Origin of the sequence: Brooklawnia propionicigenes (genome assembly GCF_030297015.1) — a bacterium.
Classification (GTDB): Bacteria; Actinomycetota; Actinomycetes; order Propionibacteriales; family Propionibacteriaceae; genus Brooklawnia; species Brooklawnia propionicigenes.
This window is the reverse complement of sequence record NZ_AP028056.1, coordinates 1,903,120-1,918,709: the sequence shown is the minus strand read 5'-3', so window position 1 is coordinate 1,918,709 and position 15,590 is coordinate 1,903,120. Positions and strand designations below refer to the sequence as shown.

Annotated in this window: 9 protein-coding genes and 1 pseudogene; 7 read left to right on the top strand and 3 right to left on the bottom strand. The window is 71.6% G+C overall.

What is annotated here, in order from left to right; genetic code table 11:
• Positions 1-12: 12 nt before the first annotated feature.
• Positions 13-2,793 (top strand): cation-translocating P-type ATPase, encoded by a 2,781-nt coding sequence (locus tag QUE25_RS08710; RefSeq protein WP_286264085.1) that lies wholly within the window; start codon positions 13-15, stop codon positions 2,791-2,793.
• A gap of 65 nt (positions 2,794-2,858) precedes the next feature.
• On the opposite strand, the gene QUE25_RS08705 is transcribed toward QUE25_RS08710, so the two are convergent.
• The 3 genes and pseudogenes from QUE25_RS08705 to QUE25_RS08695 all read right to left on the bottom strand — a co-directional run bounded on the left by QUE25_RS08705 (position 2,859) and on the right by QUE25_RS08695 (position 9,876).
• Positions 2,859-6,953, bottom strand: coding sequence for an HYR domain-containing protein (locus tag QUE25_RS08705; RefSeq protein ID WP_286264082.1), 4,095 nt, complete (start codon positions 6,951-6,953; stop codon positions 2,859-2,861).
• Positions 6,954-7,153: 200 nt separating this feature from the next.
• Positions 7,154-8,530 (bottom strand): IS1380 family transposase, encoded by a 1,377-nt coding sequence (locus QUE25_RS08700; RefSeq protein ID WP_286264080.1) that lies wholly within the window; start codon positions 8,528-8,530, stop codon positions 7,154-7,156.
• 130 nt (positions 8,531-8,660) lie between these two features.
• Positions 8,661-9,876: pseudogene (locus QUE25_RS08695) on the bottom strand (IS110 family RNA-guided transposase).
• A gap of 625 nt (positions 9,877-10,501) precedes the next feature.
• Here QUE25_RS08695 and QUE25_RS08690 point away from each other — a divergent pair.
• The 6 genes from QUE25_RS08690 (at position 10,502) to QUE25_RS08665 (ending at position 15,573) form a co-directional block, all read left to right on the top strand.
• The gene (locus tag QUE25_RS08690) at positions 10,502-11,581 is read left to right on the top strand and encodes an ArdC-like ssDNA-binding domain-containing protein (RefSeq protein ID WP_286264078.1); all 1,080 of its coding nucleotides are present in this window, start codon (positions 10,502-10,504) and stop codon (positions 11,579-11,581) included.
• Positions 11,581-12,513: a bifunctional DNA primase/polymerase gene (locus QUE25_RS08685; RefSeq protein ID WP_286264076.1), complete on the top strand. Its 933-nt coding sequence runs from the start codon at positions 11,581-11,583 to the stop codon at positions 12,511-12,513. The genes QUE25_RS08690 and QUE25_RS08685 overlap by 1 nt, the downstream gene beginning before the upstream one ends.
• On the top strand, positions 12,513-13,193 hold the full coding sequence (locus tag QUE25_RS08680; protein ID WP_286264074.1) for a DUF2637 domain-containing protein: 681 nt from the start codon (positions 12,513-12,515) through the stop codon (positions 13,191-13,193). Before QUE25_RS08685 ends, QUE25_RS08680 begins: the two co-directional genes overlap by 1 nt.
• The gene (locus QUE25_RS08675; RefSeq protein ID WP_286264072.1) at positions 13,190-13,594 is read left to right on the top strand and encodes a hypothetical protein; all 405 of its coding nucleotides are present in this window, start codon (positions 13,190-13,192) and stop codon (positions 13,592-13,594) included. The genes QUE25_RS08680 and QUE25_RS08675 overlap by 4 nt, the downstream gene beginning before the upstream one ends.
• Before the next feature lie 93 nt (positions 13,595-13,687).
• Entirely contained in the window at positions 13,688-14,575 is an 888-nt protein-coding gene (locus QUE25_RS08670; RefSeq protein WP_034717445.1) for a hypothetical protein, read from the top strand.
• Complete coding sequence (locus tag QUE25_RS08665; RefSeq protein WP_286264064.1) at positions 14,572-15,573, top strand: ParB N-terminal domain-containing protein; 1,002 nt, start codon at positions 14,572-14,574, stop codon at positions 15,571-15,573. The genes QUE25_RS08670 and QUE25_RS08665 overlap by 4 nt, the downstream gene beginning before the upstream one ends.
• Positions 15,574-15,590: the final 17 nt, after the last annotated feature.

Sequence of the window (15,590 nt, the reverse complement as noted above, 5' to 3'; positions counted from 1 at the left end):
AAAGGACCGACGATGACGCACACCATCTCCGAGCCGCCCCAGCCCGACCGGGCCGTGGACGACGACGCTCGGGCTGCGGTGGGCACCGCCCACGCGCGCCCGGTCGACGCCGTGCTCGCTGAGCTGGGCGTGACGGATGCCGGCCTCTCCGGGCCCGAGGCCGCCGAGCGGCTCGACCGGTACGGGCCGAACCGGCTGCCCGAGGCCGAGCCGGACCCGGCCTGGCTGAGGCTCGCACGGCACTTCAACGACGTCCTCATCTACGTGCTACTCGCCGCCGCCGTGCTCAAGGCCGTGCTGGGCGAGTGGGTCGACATGGCGGTCATCCTCGCGGTGGCGGTCATCAACGCCGTCATCGGCTTCGTCCAGGAGGGGCGGGCGCAGCGCGCCCTCGAGGGCCTGCGGACCATGCTGTCGCTCACGGCGCACGTCCGGCGGGACGGCCGGTGGTCGGAGGTCGAGGCGGACACGCTCGTGCCCGGCGACGTGGTGCGACTCAAGTCGGGGGACCGCGTTCCGGCGGACCTCCGGGTCGTCGCGGCCACCGAGCTGCGCACCGAGGAGTCCGGCCTGACGGGCGAGTCCGAGCCGGTGAACAAGCAGACGGAGCCCGTCGACGAGGACGCCGGCATCGGCGACCGCTTCTGCGTCGCGTACTCCGGCAGCCTCGTGGTCAGCGGGCGCGGGACCGGCGTCGTCGTCGCCACCGGGCCGCAGACGGAGATCGGCCGCATCAGCTCGATGATCGACTCCGTCGAGCAGCTGCAGACGCCGCTGGAGAGGAAGATCCACCGGTTCAGCGTGCTGCTGTCCAAGATCATCCTGGGCGTGGCCGTGCTCATGATGGTCTTCGGCGGGACCGTCCACGACTACCCGATCGCCCTGCTGCTGACGGCAGCGGTCGCGTTCGCCGTCGGGGCGATCCCCGAGGGCCTGCCCGCCGTCGTGACCATCACCCTCGCGCGGGGCGTCCAGCACATGGCCGGGCGCAACGCCATCACCCGGCGCCTGACGTCCGTGGAGACCCTCGGCTCGGTGACCGTGATCTGCTCGGACAAGACCGGCACCCTCACCAAGAACGAGATGACGGTGCAGGACGTCGTCACGCCCGCGCGGGCCTACGAGGTGGAGGGCCTCGGCTACGAGCCGTCCGGCCGGGTGACCGCCGAGGGGCGGGACGCGACGCTGGACGCCGACGCCGACCTGCGCGCGCTCGTCACCGCGATGGCCGTCGCCAACGACTCGACGCTGGCGGAGCAGGAGGGCCGGTGGAGCGTCGTCGGCGAGCCCACCGAGGGCGCCCTGCTCGCCCTGGCCGCGAAGGTCGGGTTCGACGCGGACGGCCACGAGCGGCTGGCCGCCGTGCCCTTCGAGTCGGAGCACAAGCTCATGGCGACGCTCGACCGGACCCCTGAGGGGCACGTCGTCGTCCACGTAAAGGGCGCGCCCGACCGCGTCATGGACCGCTGCGCCACCGAGCTCGGCCCCGACGGGCAGCCCCACGCCCTCGACCGCGCCGCGTGGGACGCCCGCGTCGAGGAGCTCGGCGCCCGCGGGCTGCGGGTCCTCGCCGCCGCCCGCCGGACGGCCGAGCAGGGTGCGAACGAGAGCGGGGACCAGACCCTCACCCTCGGCGACCTGGACGGCGACCTGGTGCTGCTCGGGGTCGTCGGCATCCTGGACCCGCCCCGTCCCGAGGCGATCGACGCGGTCGCCGAGGCCAAGGAGGCCGGCATCCGCGTAAAGATGATCACCGGCGACCACACCGGGACGGCAACCGCCATCGGTCGCCAGATGGGCATCATCGACACCTCGACGGACACCGCCGACGAGGCGATCACCGGCCGGGAGCTCGACGCCGCGAGCGACGAGGACCTCCGCGGGATCGTCCGCCGGTACGACACGTTCGCCCGGGTCAGCCCCGAGCACAAGCTCCGTCTCGTCCAGGCCCTGCAGGCGAACGGCGAGGTCGTCGCCATGACCGGGGACGGCGTCAACGACGCCCCGGCGCTGCGCCGGGCCGACGTCGGCGTCGCCATGGGGATCAAGGGCACGGAGGCCACCAAGGAGGCGGCCGAGATCGTCCTGGCCGACGACAACTTCGCCACCATCGAGAAGGCTGTGGAGGAGGGACGCCGGACGTTCGACAACATCCAGAAGTCGATCGTCTTCCTGCTGCCGACGAACGGGGCGCAGTCGCTGGTGCTGCTCACCGCCGTCATGCTCGGCCTGGCCCTCCCCCTCGCGCCGGTGCAGATCCTCTGGGTGAACCTCATCGCCGGGGTGACGCTGTCGCTCGCACTCGCCTTCGAGCCGGCCGAGCCGGACGTCATGCGCCGGCCCCCGCGGATCCCCGGCGGGGCGATCGTCGACAAGGCCGCGCTGGCCCAGATCGCCCTCACGTCCCTCCTGATCGGTGGCGCGACCTGGGCGATGTACTACCTGGCCCGTGGGCAGGGCATCGCCGACGCCCAGGCGCAGACGCTCGCGGTGACGACGCTGGCCATGGGCCAGGTGGGGTACCTGTTCAACTGCCGCAACCTGCGCGGGTCGAGCCTGCGGCTGGGGCAGTGGTTCTCGAACAAGGTGGTGTGGCTCTCGGTGGCGGCGCTCCTCGCCCTCCAGGCGCTGTTCGTCTACGCGCCCGTCATGAACACGCTGTTCGGCTCCGCGCCGCTGCCCGCGTCCTACTGGGGGCTGACCCTCGGTATCGCGGTGGGGGTCTTCCTGGTGGTCGAGGTGGCGAAGGCGGCCCTGCGGCGGGTCTTCCCGCCCACCCTGACGGCGTCCTGAGCAAGGCGGGGCCCGCGCGCACGAGGGGCCCCCGGCCACGCCGGGAGCCCTCGTGCTGGATCGGATCAGCGACGCACGGTGATCTGCGTCGCCCGGTCCACCCCGTCACCGAGGTCGAGCCGCAGGACGTAGACGCCCTCGCCCCAGCCCTTCGTGCTCAGGTTGTAGACGTACTGGCCCGAGGACACCCGGAACTGGTTGCCCGAGTCCGCCGCCGAGGTGGAGAGCACCGTGAGGCTCTCCTCCCCGCCTGCCGCGCCGACCTTCGCCACGGACAGGGTCGCCGGCGCTCCGGTGGCCCCGGCGCTCGCGCCCGTGAGCGAGAACTTCACCGGGATGGTGGACCCGGACTTGAAGGCCGCCCTGCCGTCGACGGAGATCGGCGCCGCCAGGCCCGACCACGCCACCTGGACGGTGACGGTGAACGACCTCTGCGCGGTGCTGCCCGACGCGTCGGTGGCGGTGCACGTCACGGTCGTGGTGCCGAGCGGGACGACCGCACCCGAGGCGACGCTGCACGCGACCAGGGGGTCCGGGTCGGCCAGGTCCGTCGCGGAGACCGCGTAGTACACGGCCGCGCCGGCCGCGGACGTCGCGGTCACCGTCAGGCTGCCCGGCACGGACAACGTGGGCGCCGTGGTGTCGACCACCGTGATGCCCCCGTGGCGGGTGACCGCCCAGTTGCCGGCGGCGTCCACGGCCTCGCACTCGACCTCGGAGGCCCCCAGGGGGAACACGCTCCCCGGGGCCGGCGTGCAGGTCACGGGGACCGTCCCGTCGACGAGGTCGACGGCCGTGGCGGTGTACGCAACCGCGGCACCGTCCGGCGAGGTGGCCTCGACCGTCACCGGTGTGACGGTGACGACCGGGGCGGTCGTGTCCACGACCGTCACCTCGAACGAGCGGGACACGCGGTTGCCCCGCGAGTCCTCGGCGCTGCAGCTCACCTCCGTGGCACCGAGGGGGAACATCGAGCCCGAGGCCGGTGCGCACACGACCGGCACGTCCTCGTCGACCAGGTCGAACCCGGTCGCCTCGAACGCGACCACGGCCCCCGCGGCTCCGGTCGCCTCCTGGGGAGCGACGACCGGGAGGGTGAGGTCGGGCGCCGTCGTGTCGGTCACGACGACCAGCAGCTCGCCGGACCCGGTGTTCCCGGCCGCGTCGGTCGCGGTGCAGGCCACGGTGGTGGTCCCCACCGGGAACGTCGCTCCCGAGGCGTAGTCGCAGGCGACCGTGACGTCGCCGTCGACCCGGTCCTCCGCCGTGGCCGTGAACGTCGCGGTCGCACCGTTCGGCCCGGTGGCCTCGACCGTGGCACCCGTCAGCGTGAGCCGGGGCGCGGTGGTGTCACGAACGAGCACCTCGAGGGTGTCCTCGGCGGTGTTGCCCCGGGTGTCGGACGCCGAGCACCCGACGGTCGTCGCGCCGATCGCGAAGAGGCTGCCCGACGGCGGGTCGCACGTCACATCCACGTCCCCGTCGACCACGTCGACGGCCGTGGCCACGTAGGTGACCTCCGCCCCCAGCGGACCGGTCGCCTCGGCGACGACGTCGACGAGCGTGAGCGCCGGAGCGGTGGTGTCACCCACGGTGACGGTCACCTCGGTGACCCCGCGGTTGTCCCGGCTGTCGAACGACTCGCAGGTCACCGTCGTCTCACCCAGGGGGAACGTGCTCCCCGACGCCGGGACGCAGATCACCGGGCGGTCACCGTCGACGGCGTCGCGAGCGGTGGCCTCGAGGTCGACCACCGCGCCGTCCGGCCCCGTCGCCTCGACGGTCCGGGAGGCCACGGAGACGACCGGGCCGGTGGTGTCCTGCACGAGGACCTCGAACGAGCCCTCGGTGGTATTGCCCTGCGCGTCCCGGGACGAGCAGGTCACGGTCGTCGAGCCGAGTGCGAACCGGCTGTCGGACGCCGGCCGGCAGTCGACCTCGGTCTCACCGTCGACCAGGTCGACGGCCGAGGCCCGGAAGGTGACGTCGGCGCCGTCCAGCCCGGTGGCCTCGGCGACGACCGTGCCGGGGAGGGTGAGCTCGGGGCCCACCGTGTCCTCGACGGTGACGGTGAGGAACGCCGTCGTGCGGTTGTCGAGGCTGTCCGCGACGGAGCACTCGACCGTCGTCGTACCGATCGGGAAGACCGACCCGGGGGCGGGGGTGCAGGAGGCGGTGATCGGGCCCTCCACGAGGTCGTGGGCCGTGGTACCCCACGTCGCCACGGCCCCGTCGGCTCCCGTCGCCTCGACGACGACGTCGGCCGGGGCGTAGGCGGGTGCGGTGGTGTCCTCGACGGTCACGACGAACGCGGCGACGCCGGTGTTGCCCGCGGCGTCGGTCGCCGAGCAGCTGACGGGGGTGCTACCCAGGCCGAAGGTGCTCCCGGAGGCCGGTGCGCAGCCGGCCACCAGGTCGGGGCTCACGGCGTCCGTGACCACCGGGGCGAAGGTGACGACCGCGCCGTCGGGCCCGGTGGCCTCCTGGACGAGGTCCTGGACCTGGAGGACGGGCGGGGTGGTGTCGACCACCCGGATCGTCCACGTACCGGAGGCGGGGTTGCCCGCCCTGTCCTCGACCGAGCACGCGACCTCGGTCACCCCGAGCGGGAAGAGCGTGTCCGGCGCGATCCCGCAGTCGACCGGCAGGACACCGTCGACCAGGTCCGTGGCGCTCGGCGCGATCGGGGTCGCCACGACACCGTCCGGTCCGGTGGCCTCGAGGACCAGATCGGTGAGGTCCAGCACGGGGGGCGTCGTGTCGACGACGGTCACCGTCAGCTCGCCCGAGGCGGTCTGCCCCGCCGCATCGGTGGACGAGCACGCGACCGTGGTCGTCCCGAGCGCGAACAGCGAGCCCGCGGTCGGGCTGCAGCTCACCTCGAGCTCGCCGTCGACGTCGTCGTGGGCGGAGGTCGCGAAGGCCGCGACGGCTCCGCTCGGCCCGGTGGCCTCGACCGTCACGCTCTGGAGCGTGAGGGTGGGCGCGGTCGTGTCGGCGACGGTCACCTGGAAGGAGGCGTAGCCCGTGTTCCCGGCGGCGTCCGTGGCCTCGCAGTGAACGGTCGTGGTGCCGAGCGGGAACACGGCACCGGAGGCGGTGCCGCACACCACGGGCACCGGACCGCTGACGGCGTCGGCCGCCGTCGCGACGTACTCGACCACCGCCCCGGCGGCCGAGGTGGCCTCGACGGTGAGGTCCTGCACGGAGATCGACGGGGGGATGGTGTCGGCGACGGTGACGGTCGCCGTCGTGGTCGACCCGTTCCCGCGGCTATCGGAGGCCGAGCACCCGACCTCGGTCGTCCCGAGGGGGTAGAGGTCACCGGCCGGGGTCTGGCACAGGACGCCGACCGGGCCGTCCACGAGGTCGTGCGCGGTGACGGCGAGCGTCACGACGGCACCGCCGCCTGACGTCGCCTCGGCGGTCACGGTCTGCGGCGACATGACCGGTCCGGTCGTGTCGACCACCGTGACCCCGAAGGTGCCGGTCGCCGTGTTCCCGCGCGAGTCGACGGACGTGCACGTCACCGTGGTGGTCCCGAGGCCAACGGTGCTGCCCGAGGCGGGCGTACAGGTCACCGGGGTCGAGGCGGCATCGCCCTCGTCGTACGCGGACGCGGTCCAGGCGGCGGGCGCGCCGGAGGGGCCGGTCGCCTCGACGGTCAGCGGGCCGGGCAGGGCGAGCACGGGCGCGGTCGTGTCGGCCGGGGCCGCCACCGTCAGCGTGAAGGTCGCGCTGGTGAAGCTGCCGCCCCGCACGTCGTCCATCGACGCGGTCACGACGTACTCGCCGGGTGTCGCACCGGAGAACGTGACCGGGACCCCCGCGGCCTGGCCGCAGTCGCGGATCACCAGGGTGGGGGCCGTGACGGTGACGGCAGGGGCGACGGCGAGACGCAGCGTGCCGGGGTTGACGTTGCAATTGGGGCGACCGTCGTCGCTGGTCTGGACGAGCCAGAAGTCGACGACGGTCGAGGAGCCTGCGACGACCGTGGTGCGGCCGTCCATGCCGAGGCTCGAGCTGATCGTGTCGGCACTGGCCGGTGCGATCCACCCGGTCAGCACCAGGGCGAGGACGGCCAGGACGGTGGCGACGGGGCGGGACCGGCGGACCGGTCGGGGTGCACTGCGCGCCCGGTGGCGGGGAGCGACGGACATGGACGGCCTCCGAGGGGGACACCGACGCCGGGTTCGCCACTGCTCGCTGCCGGCTCAGCCCTGATCCACCGAGGTTGATTCGGTGGTGGCCGTCGGTGGTGGGGTTCGGCTGGGGCAGCGTGGTGGGTGTGCTTGGCCTGCCGGTCTGTCCGGCTCTTCCACTGTCGGGGTCCTTGGTCGTGCCTGTGGGGGCGGGTTGGTCAGGTTGTGAGCGGCCGGGGTGGGCCGGTCGCAGCGGCGTGCAGGGTCTGCCAGTGCTGGGCCCAGGGCCAGTGGACGGGCAGGTGCAGGATGAGGCGGCGGCCGGACGCGGCGATTCGCGCGGGGACGTTGATGATCTTCTTGCGCAGGCTCGCCCACCGGGCCTTGGCCAGGTCCGCCGCAGCAGCGGTGGCGCGGGCGGTGTTGAACGCGATGACTGCGCAGGCGACCCAGGCCGCGTTGGCCGCGTAGTGGCCTGAGGGCAGGTGTGCCAGGGGCCCGTCCTTGAGCTCGGCGATGACCTGCTCGACGATCGCGTGGTCGCGGTGGCGGGCGTCGGCGGCGACGGTGTCCAAGGTGGAGTTGGTGATGAACGCGTGGTGACGGTAGCTCGCGAACAGCTCACCCTGGTCGTTGCCGTGCCCGGACGGGCCAAGACGCCGGACCCGGCGCACGACCAGCCGGCAGGGCACGTGCTCGGCCTTGCGACGCCCGGTGAACGCGACGAAGTCGATCTCGGCGACCTCGGCGTCGCTGATCCAGCGCTGCTCCTGGTGGTCGAAGACCGCGTGGGTGTACTGGATCGGGTGCCACGCGTCCTCGGCGATACTCGCGATCGCGGCGGTGACTTTGGGGTCCATCCGCGCGGTCACGCTGAACCAGGCGTCGTGACGCAGGGCGGTGCCCACCAGCGCCCACCCGTAGTAGGCTGAGTCCGCCCGGCACAGCACCTGGCTCCGGACACCGGCGGCCCGGGCGGTCACGATCGCCTGGGCGAGCATCCGCCCGGCCCCGGCCGCCGAAGCGGTGTTCCCCCGTCGTAGCCGCGCGCGAGCGATCACCGGCGCTGCCAACGGTGTGGACACGGTCGCGAGCTGGACGTTCAGACCCCGCTGACGGGTGTAGCCGTAGGCGGCGGCCTGCTTGGCGTAGCCGTGGACCTCACGGATGGTGTCGTCCAGGTCGATGAACGCCATCCCCGCCGCACACCCGCCCCCAGGGAGCAGACCAGGCACCTGGGTGCTCAGACCGGCCAGGAGCCGGCCGTTCACCGCGTCGAGCTGCTGCACGTGCCCGTGGGTGAACGAGCGCAGGAACGTGCCCAACGTCGACGGGGCTCGGACCCCCTCGAACAACCGGGCCATCCCGCCGTGGCGCAGCAGGTCCAGGTCCTCGATGCTGTCCGCGCCCGCCAGCATCCCAGCGACCACGCATGTCGCCTTCGTCGTCGCGTTCGGCGACCCGACGCTCAACCGCTGCTCGAGGAGGTCCTCAAGCCCGGCCGCCCCGGCCAGCCGCAGCGCGGGAACCAGACCAGCAGCCGACACCAGGTTCGGGTCATCGAACACGGCCCGTACAGCGTGAGAAGGTTTCACCTACGAGGTGCCCCTCTTGAGTGGGTGGAAGTTGACGTCGCAATCAACATCCTCCCTGCTCAGAGGGGCACTCTCGCGCTACGCCACGCTCAACCCCCCGACTCACCTCGGTGGATTCTCAATGACTTTGTCAAGCCGTTCGAGCCATCGGTTCTCGAGTAGGTGGAGCGATTTCGAAGAGCCGGTTGTCGCGAAGCAGAGCCCAGAGGACGTCGACGCGTCGGCGGGATAGCGCGATGAGCGCTTGGACGTGTCCGTGGCCCTGTCCGCGCTTCTTGAGGTAGTAGTCGCGGTTGGGTCCCTCGCGCATCATGGCGGCTGAGGCGGAGAGGTAGAACACCCTGCGCAGCTTGCGTGAGTAGCGCTGCGGGCGGTGCAGGTTCCCGGTGCGCCGTCCGGAGTCTCGCGGGACCGGCACCAGCCCGGCGGCTGAGGCGAGCCGGCCGGCGTTCGCGTAGCCGTTGAGGTCGCCTGCTGCGGCGATGAGCTCGGCGCCCAGGATCGGGCCCATGCCTGGCAGGGACTCGATGATCTCGGCTTGGGGGTGCGCCCCGGAAGGTGCTGGTGATCCGGGCGTCCAGCTCGGAGATCCGCGAACCGATCGCCAGGAGCTGGGTGGCGAGGTCGGCCACGATGCTGGCCGCGACGTCCTGCCCGGGCACGACGGTCTGCTGGGCCTTGGCCGCGACCAGTGCGGCTGCTGCGATCTGGTCGGCGCTGCGGACCTTCCGCTTGACCAGCCATGCCCGCAGCCGCGACGCACCGGTCCGGCGGATCGCCTGCGGCGTCTGGTAGCCGGTCAGCAGGGTCAGCGCGCCGCGGCTGTGGGCGTAGTCGAACGACCGCTCCAGTGCAGGGAAGTAGCCGCTGAGCACGTCACGGAGCCGGTTGACCATCCGGACCCGGTCACCGACCAGGTCGGTGCGATGAGTCACCAGCAGCCGCAGTTCGGTCACCAACGAGGTGGAGACCTCCACCTCCTGAAGATCGCCGCGGTGCCGCAGCGTTTCGGCTATGACGTAGGCGTCGCGGGCGTCGGTCTTGGCTTCACCGCGGTATGCGACCGACATCTGGTTCACCGTCCGGCCGGGCACGTACCTCACTCGCTGACCGTGCGCCGCCAACAACGCGAGCAGCAGCCCGGACATGGTCCCGGTGACGTCGACTCCCCAGACGACCTCGTCGGCGCGGGCGAGCACGCTGCTGACCGCGTCGAGGATCGCTGCCTCGTCGTTCACCGCCTTCGCCGACCAGACCGTGGTGCCGGTCTCGTCGATGAGGCAGATCCAGTGATGACCTTTGCCGACATCGATGCCCGCCCAGCCGAGCGGGATCTGTTCCTTCATCAAGTTCCTCCTTCGAGCATGCGAGCAATGTCGTGGCCCGAAGGAACACCCCGCCGACAGATCCGTAAACAGCGACCAGGACGCGCATCTCAATCAGCAGTCAAGGCGTCCCAGGAGGAGCCGGGCGGCCAATCCATCGGAGCCATCAGGGGCGATCAAGGCTCAGCCACACCCAGCCCTCCCGGGCCACCCAAGAACTTACGGATCAGGGCTAAGTCTGACGCGCGACAACCGAGATCCAGCAAGAACTCACCAGGCTCGCAGCCCGCAAGACACGACGCCTCCACGACCACATCAGCTGGAAAGCCCCCGACCCCACAGGCCTCAAAACCCGAGCCAGCTAACCCCCCGCCTCGCGGGGAAAAGTATGTGAGGCACGGCCCCCCACCATCCGGGGACTTGACAGTGAGGCACCACGGGCTTGCGCATGCTCAATGGTCGATGTTAGAACAGGACTCCAGGATATTTTGAGCATGCTCAACGCTTGGGTGTGGTCTTCGCCTGGTCTGCCTCAAGGAGGTGAGCGATGTCTGATTCACGGCATGGCGGCGGGTGTTCTCGCCCACCTGGAAGGTGTACCGCCGCGCGCACTCTCGTCGCGGCTCACCGAAGAGGAGGCCGGGTCATGGCATCGAACGAGGACGCCCGGGCGGCGCGGGAGGCGAAGCTCGACGAGCTGCACGAGAAGCTGACCGGCGCGGTGGAAGCACTGGTCTCGGGCGATGACTGGCGGCAGGCGCTGGCGTTCGCAGCCCGGTTCCGCAGCCGCTCGTTCAACAACACGATGCTGATCTGGGTGCAGCACGAGGCCGCGTTCGAGGCGGGCCGGGTGCCGGAGCCGTTCCCGACGCTGGTCGCCGGGTACCGGCAGTGGCAGGGCCTGGGTCGTCAGGTGATGAAGGGCCAGCCGGGGTACATGATCTTCGCGCCCGTAACGGGCCGGTTCGCTACCGCGACCCCTGCCGATGCGGGATCGTGGCGACGGCTCGGACCGAGGGAGAAGCCGAAGGCCGGCGAGGTGGTGCGCTCGCGGATGGTCGGGGCCAGGCCGGCCTACGTGTGGGATGCCTCCCAGACCGACGGCGAGCCGCTGCCGGTGCCGCCCGCTCCGACGCTGCTGGAAGGCGAAGCACCGACGGGGCTGTGGGAGGGGCTGGCCGGGCAGATTCGCGGCGCGGGGTTCGAGGTGCTGCGGGTGCCGTACGAGGGGATGATCTCCGGCGCGAACGGCATGACCGACTTCGAGGCGCGCACGGTTGCCGTGAGGGAGAACATGGACCCTGCCGCGAAGGTCAAGACCCTCGCGCACGAGCTGGCGCACGTGCTGATGCACGATCCCGACGACGAAGAGGCGCGGCAGCATCGCGGCATCCGCGAGGTCGAAGCCGAGTCCGTCGCGCTGATGATTGGCGCCGCGCACGGCATGGACACCGCCGGGTACACGATCCCGTACGTCTCGACCTGGGCCACCCGCGTGGACGGTCAAGAGCCCGCCCAGGTGGTGCAGGGCACCGGCGAGCGGGTGCGGAAGACCGCGCTGGCGATCCTCGACCAGCTCGACACGCTCCAGGGCGGCGACGGCACCCCGCCCGGCCTCGAACGCGACACCCCCAGTCCGCGAACTTCCCGTGCGGCTGCGCATGGGGTGGAGGCGGATCATCCGCGTGTTGCGCCGGTGCCAGCGCTGGCAGGGCGAGGGCTGTGATGCCTGAAGCATTCGATGTCCTGGCGGCGCTCATCCGTGTGGATCGCGCGCCAAGCCTGGCGTTCGCGGCGGGCGCCCTCGCGGCGGCCCGCGTGCCCGTGTTCCCGTGTCTGGTCGAGGGGAAGCGTCCGCTCACCCGTCGTGGGTTCCTCGATGCGAGCAGCGACCCGGAACAGGTCGCGGCGTGGTGGTCGCGCACACCGGACGCGAACATCGGCATCCCGACGGGCGCTGCATCGGGCGTTGTCGTCGCCGATGTCGATGTCCATGGCCCCCACGATGGCCGCGCGGCATTCGAGCGCGCCTCCGAGGCGGGGCTCGTCGATGGAGCGGGTCTGCTGGTGCGCACACCCACCGGTGGCGCGCACGTGTACTTCCCGGCGACACAAGGCAGGGAGCAGCGGTCGTGGCAGGCAGCTGACGTGGGCGTCGATTTCCGGGGCGACGGCCGCTACATCATCGCTCCGCCTTCCCAGCGAATCATCGACGGTCATGTGAAGCGCTACGAGGTCGCCGATATCGCCGCGCACTCGGTCGGGACGGTGGACGCGGCCCGGCTGCGGGACTTTCTCGACCCGCGCCCCGTCGCCCCGTCGCGCGCCAGCAGCGGCTCGATGGATGTGGATGCTGAGCGGTTGGCGGCTTGGGTCGCGGGGCGGGGTGAGGGTGAGCGGAACCGGGGCCTGTTCTGGGCCGCTTGCCGCCTTGCCGAGAATGGCGTCTCGGCCACGGACGCGCTCGATGCGCTGGGTTCTGCGGCACACTCGGCGGGTCTGGGTGATCGCGAGATCACCACGACCGTGCGCTCCGCCTACCGAGCCACCCAGCCCGCATCGGAGGCCACGTCCGATAGCCGGAGCCAGAGCGCGGGTCGCTGGTTCGGCCGCGCGGCGAGCCCGCCGTCCGCAGCCTTGGGGAGGGCCGGGCTGTGATGCGTGAATCGGAAGGGCGGCGCTGGGCTGCCATGACGGCGGTCGCGGGGACGGTGTTCATCGCCGCCGGGGCGTTCTGGCTGTCGTTCACGTCGCTGGCCGACCTGGCCGCTCGCTCCGGGATCGGGGCGGTGCAGGCGTGGGCGTGGCCACTGATTGTGGACGGCATCATCGTGGTCGCCACGGTCGCCGTCGTCGCCCTCGCCGGGCAACGCTCGGCTTGGTATCCGTGGGCGCTGCTGGTCGGCGGCGCGCTCGTGTCGGTGACGGCGAACGCGATTCACGCCGTCGTCGCCGCAGACGCAGATGTTCCCAGGATGCTCGCGGCCTCGGTCGCAGCCGTGCCGCCCGTGGTGCTGCTCGCCATCACGCACCTGACCGTGATCCTTACCCGCACCACCGGCCCCGACAAAGAACCTGCCGACGCCGTGTCGTTCTCGACGGCGACTGCGGAGTCGATGCCAGCCCTGCCGTCCGCCGACACGGAGGCTGGCCGTCGCGAGGACGGTGTGGCTGATCGGCGGGCTCTGGGGTGGGAGCTGCGGGAGGCGGGCTGGTCGAACAAGCGGATCGCCCGCGAACTCGGGGTGCATCCCTCGACCGTGGGCCGCTGGTTCGCCGTCGCGCACCTCACTGACACCACCGATACCGCCGACGAGCGGGAGGAGACGACCCCATGAACACCACTGAGAACCCGCAGCGCAACGATCCCGCGAGGCCCGATCCGGCACGGCTGGTGCCCGAGGAGACGCGGGAGCGCCCCGAGCCCGTCGAAGCGACGAGTACGCCGGAGGCGGTGCGGGCCGCGCAGGTCGCCCGCGACGACAAGCAGCACGCGCTCGTTCGCGGGCGCGGCGTGGAGTGGGTGCGCCCCACCGACCTGATCGCCCGGCACTCCGCGCACGCCGCCGGTCGTGGCCTCGACTTCCAGGCCGAGCTGGCACGCCGCACCCGCACCCCGCTCGGTGCCGGTGTTCGTCGTCTCGGGGATCGCGCCCGGCGGTTGCCGCCGATCTCGGCGTTCGGGCGCAGCAGCGCGCCTGCCTCGCAGGTGTCCCGCTCTGGGGTCTCGATGAGCTGACGGTGGTGAGAGGTCATGGTGGCGACGGCATCGGCATGCAGGACGCGCTCGTGGGAGCGAGTGCTCACCTGCCTGCCAGGAGGTGCCGACACCATGACCACGCCAACCCGCACCAGCACCGAGCAGACGGCCTTCGGGGCTGAGGACTTCACCACCGGCGAGGGCCTGCGCGCCCTGCTCAATCGTCTCGCCGCGGGCGGCGAGGATGCCTGGGTTCACGACCCGGTGGCTCGCGATCTGATGGAGTTCGCCGCCGACAAGTACCGCGCTCTCGCGAGGAAGCACAAGCTCGACACCTGGGAAGCGGTGACGGCGGCGTTCGACGCGATGCAGTACCGCTCGACCCGCGAGGCCAACGATCCGTGGGCGATCATCACCCACGCCGTGCGGATCACCTGCGTCTACGAGGAACGCGCCCAAGGCCTGCTCTGCTCGGTGCACCAGGCTCGTCGCGCGCACGTTTCGGCGTTCCACGATCCCGAACGGTTCTCCGAACGCGACACCGCGCTGGCCGACTATCATCCCGCGTTCCACACCACCGACCTGCGTCCCAGCGACCTCGAACCTGAGCCGCGCGACAGTCTCGGGTCGGCGCAGGCATGCATGTCCGCCGGATCGGCCGCCGAGGACGCCATCGCGATGCTGTGCCTGCTCGACTGGCCAACCGACACCGCACGGGCCGCCGTCGAGCACGTCTGCGGAGCGTTGATGAAGGCCGGCACCCGCCAGTCCGCCTACGAGACGCTGCGCCGCGATCGGCACGCGCGGGCACTGCTCGACCTGCCGCGCCGCTCCTGGGCCGCGCTGCTGAAGGCGCTGCTCGGGAACCCGCACCCGGCCTACGTGGCCACCAGCAGTGGCCGCGGCGTCCTGCTCCGGCTGCTGTTGGGCGAGACGCTCGACCTGCTGCTCCGCGACGACGATCTGATCCTCGCGCTCGCTCTGGCCGCTCCGAACGGTGGAGGCGGTGAGTCGTCGTGACCGAGCCGCTGATCGGCAGCATCCAGCTCGACCGCACCGTCGATTCGATCCTCGTCGGCGCCCGGCACCGCGCCGACCTCGGCGACATCGACGCCCTCGCGGCATCCATCGACCGCGACGGCCTGCTGCAACCGCTCACGATCACAATCGACGGCGTGCTCGTGTGCGGAGCACGACGCCTTGCCGCGATCAAGAAGCTGGGCTGGCGCACCGTCAACGTGTGGGTTCGCAGTGGCCTGTCCGACCGGCTCGGGCAGCTCCTTGCCGAGCAGGACGACAACATGCTCCACAAGCCCTACACCCAGCTCGAAGCCGCCGGCCTCTACCGAGAACTCAAGCAGGTCATGGCCGAAGACGCCGCCCGCCGCAAGAGCGCGACCCAGTTCAGCAGCGAGAATCAGCCCGGAAGTGACGGTGGTGCAAACTTTGCACCACCGTCGAACGGGCCGCTCGGGAAGGCCCGGGAGCAGGCGGCGGCGATGATTCCCGGCGGCGCGTCGCACACGACACTGGAGAAGATCGGCTACCTCGAAGACGTCGCCAACAACCCCACCCAGCCCGAGACGTTGCGCGCCGAGGCCGCCGCCGGGCTGGAGCGGATCGAGGCCGGGGACTCGGTGCATCCGATCTATCAAGCGATCCGCGACGCCGACACCACCGAGCGGGAGCGGCGCGAGGCAGAGCTGCACGCCCGCGCCGAAGCAGCCGTGGCCCGCGCGAAGTCGATCAAGAAGGGCAGGCGCACCCCACCGCGTCCGTTGCCCCTGGCCACCGAAGACGGGCAACCCGTCCGTTACCCACTGCGCGCGTTCATCCAGACCTGGGGCGAACTGACGAACTGGTGGACCCACTACGACGCCGAGACTCTCGCCGGTGAACTGACCGACGAGCAGTTCGAGAACTTCCTCGCCACCGCCGACGGCACCGTCCGGTTCGCCGACGCACTCCGAGCCGCCCGCGGCGGCGCGGCGGAGCGGCCACGACTCCGCGCACTGTGACAACGGGCAGAGGTGCC

What these genes read in the sequence shown, in the direction of transcription:
- QUE25_RS08685 (WP_286264076.1), top strand. Translation starts at nt 11,581, where the DNA reads ATGCCTGAAGCATTCGATGTCCTGGCGGCGCTCATCCGTGTGGATCGC.
- QUE25_RS08680 (WP_286264074.1), top strand. Translation starts at nt 12,513, where the DNA reads ATGCGTGAATCGGAAGGGCGGCGCTGGGCTGCCATGACGGCGGTCGCG.
- QUE25_RS08705 (WP_286264082.1), bottom strand. Translation starts at nt 6,953, where the DNA reads ATGTCCGTCGCTCCCCGCCACCGGGCGCGCAGTGCACCCCGACCGGTC.
- QUE25_RS08675 (WP_286264072.1), top strand. Translation starts at nt 13,190, where the DNA reads ATGAACACCACTGAGAACCCGCAGCGCAACGATCCCGCGAGGCCCGAT.
- QUE25_RS08670 (WP_034717445.1), top strand. Translation starts at nt 13,688, where the DNA reads ATGACCACGCCAACCCGCACCAGCACCGAGCAGACGGCCTTCGGGGCT.
- QUE25_RS08690 (WP_286264078.1), top strand. Translation starts at nt 10,502, where the DNA reads ATGGCATCGAACGAGGACGCCCGGGCGGCGCGGGAGGCGAAGCTCGAC.
- QUE25_RS08710 (WP_286264085.1), top strand. Translation starts at nt 13, where the DNA reads ATGACGCACACCATCTCCGAGCCGCCCCAGCCCGACCGGGCCGTGGAC.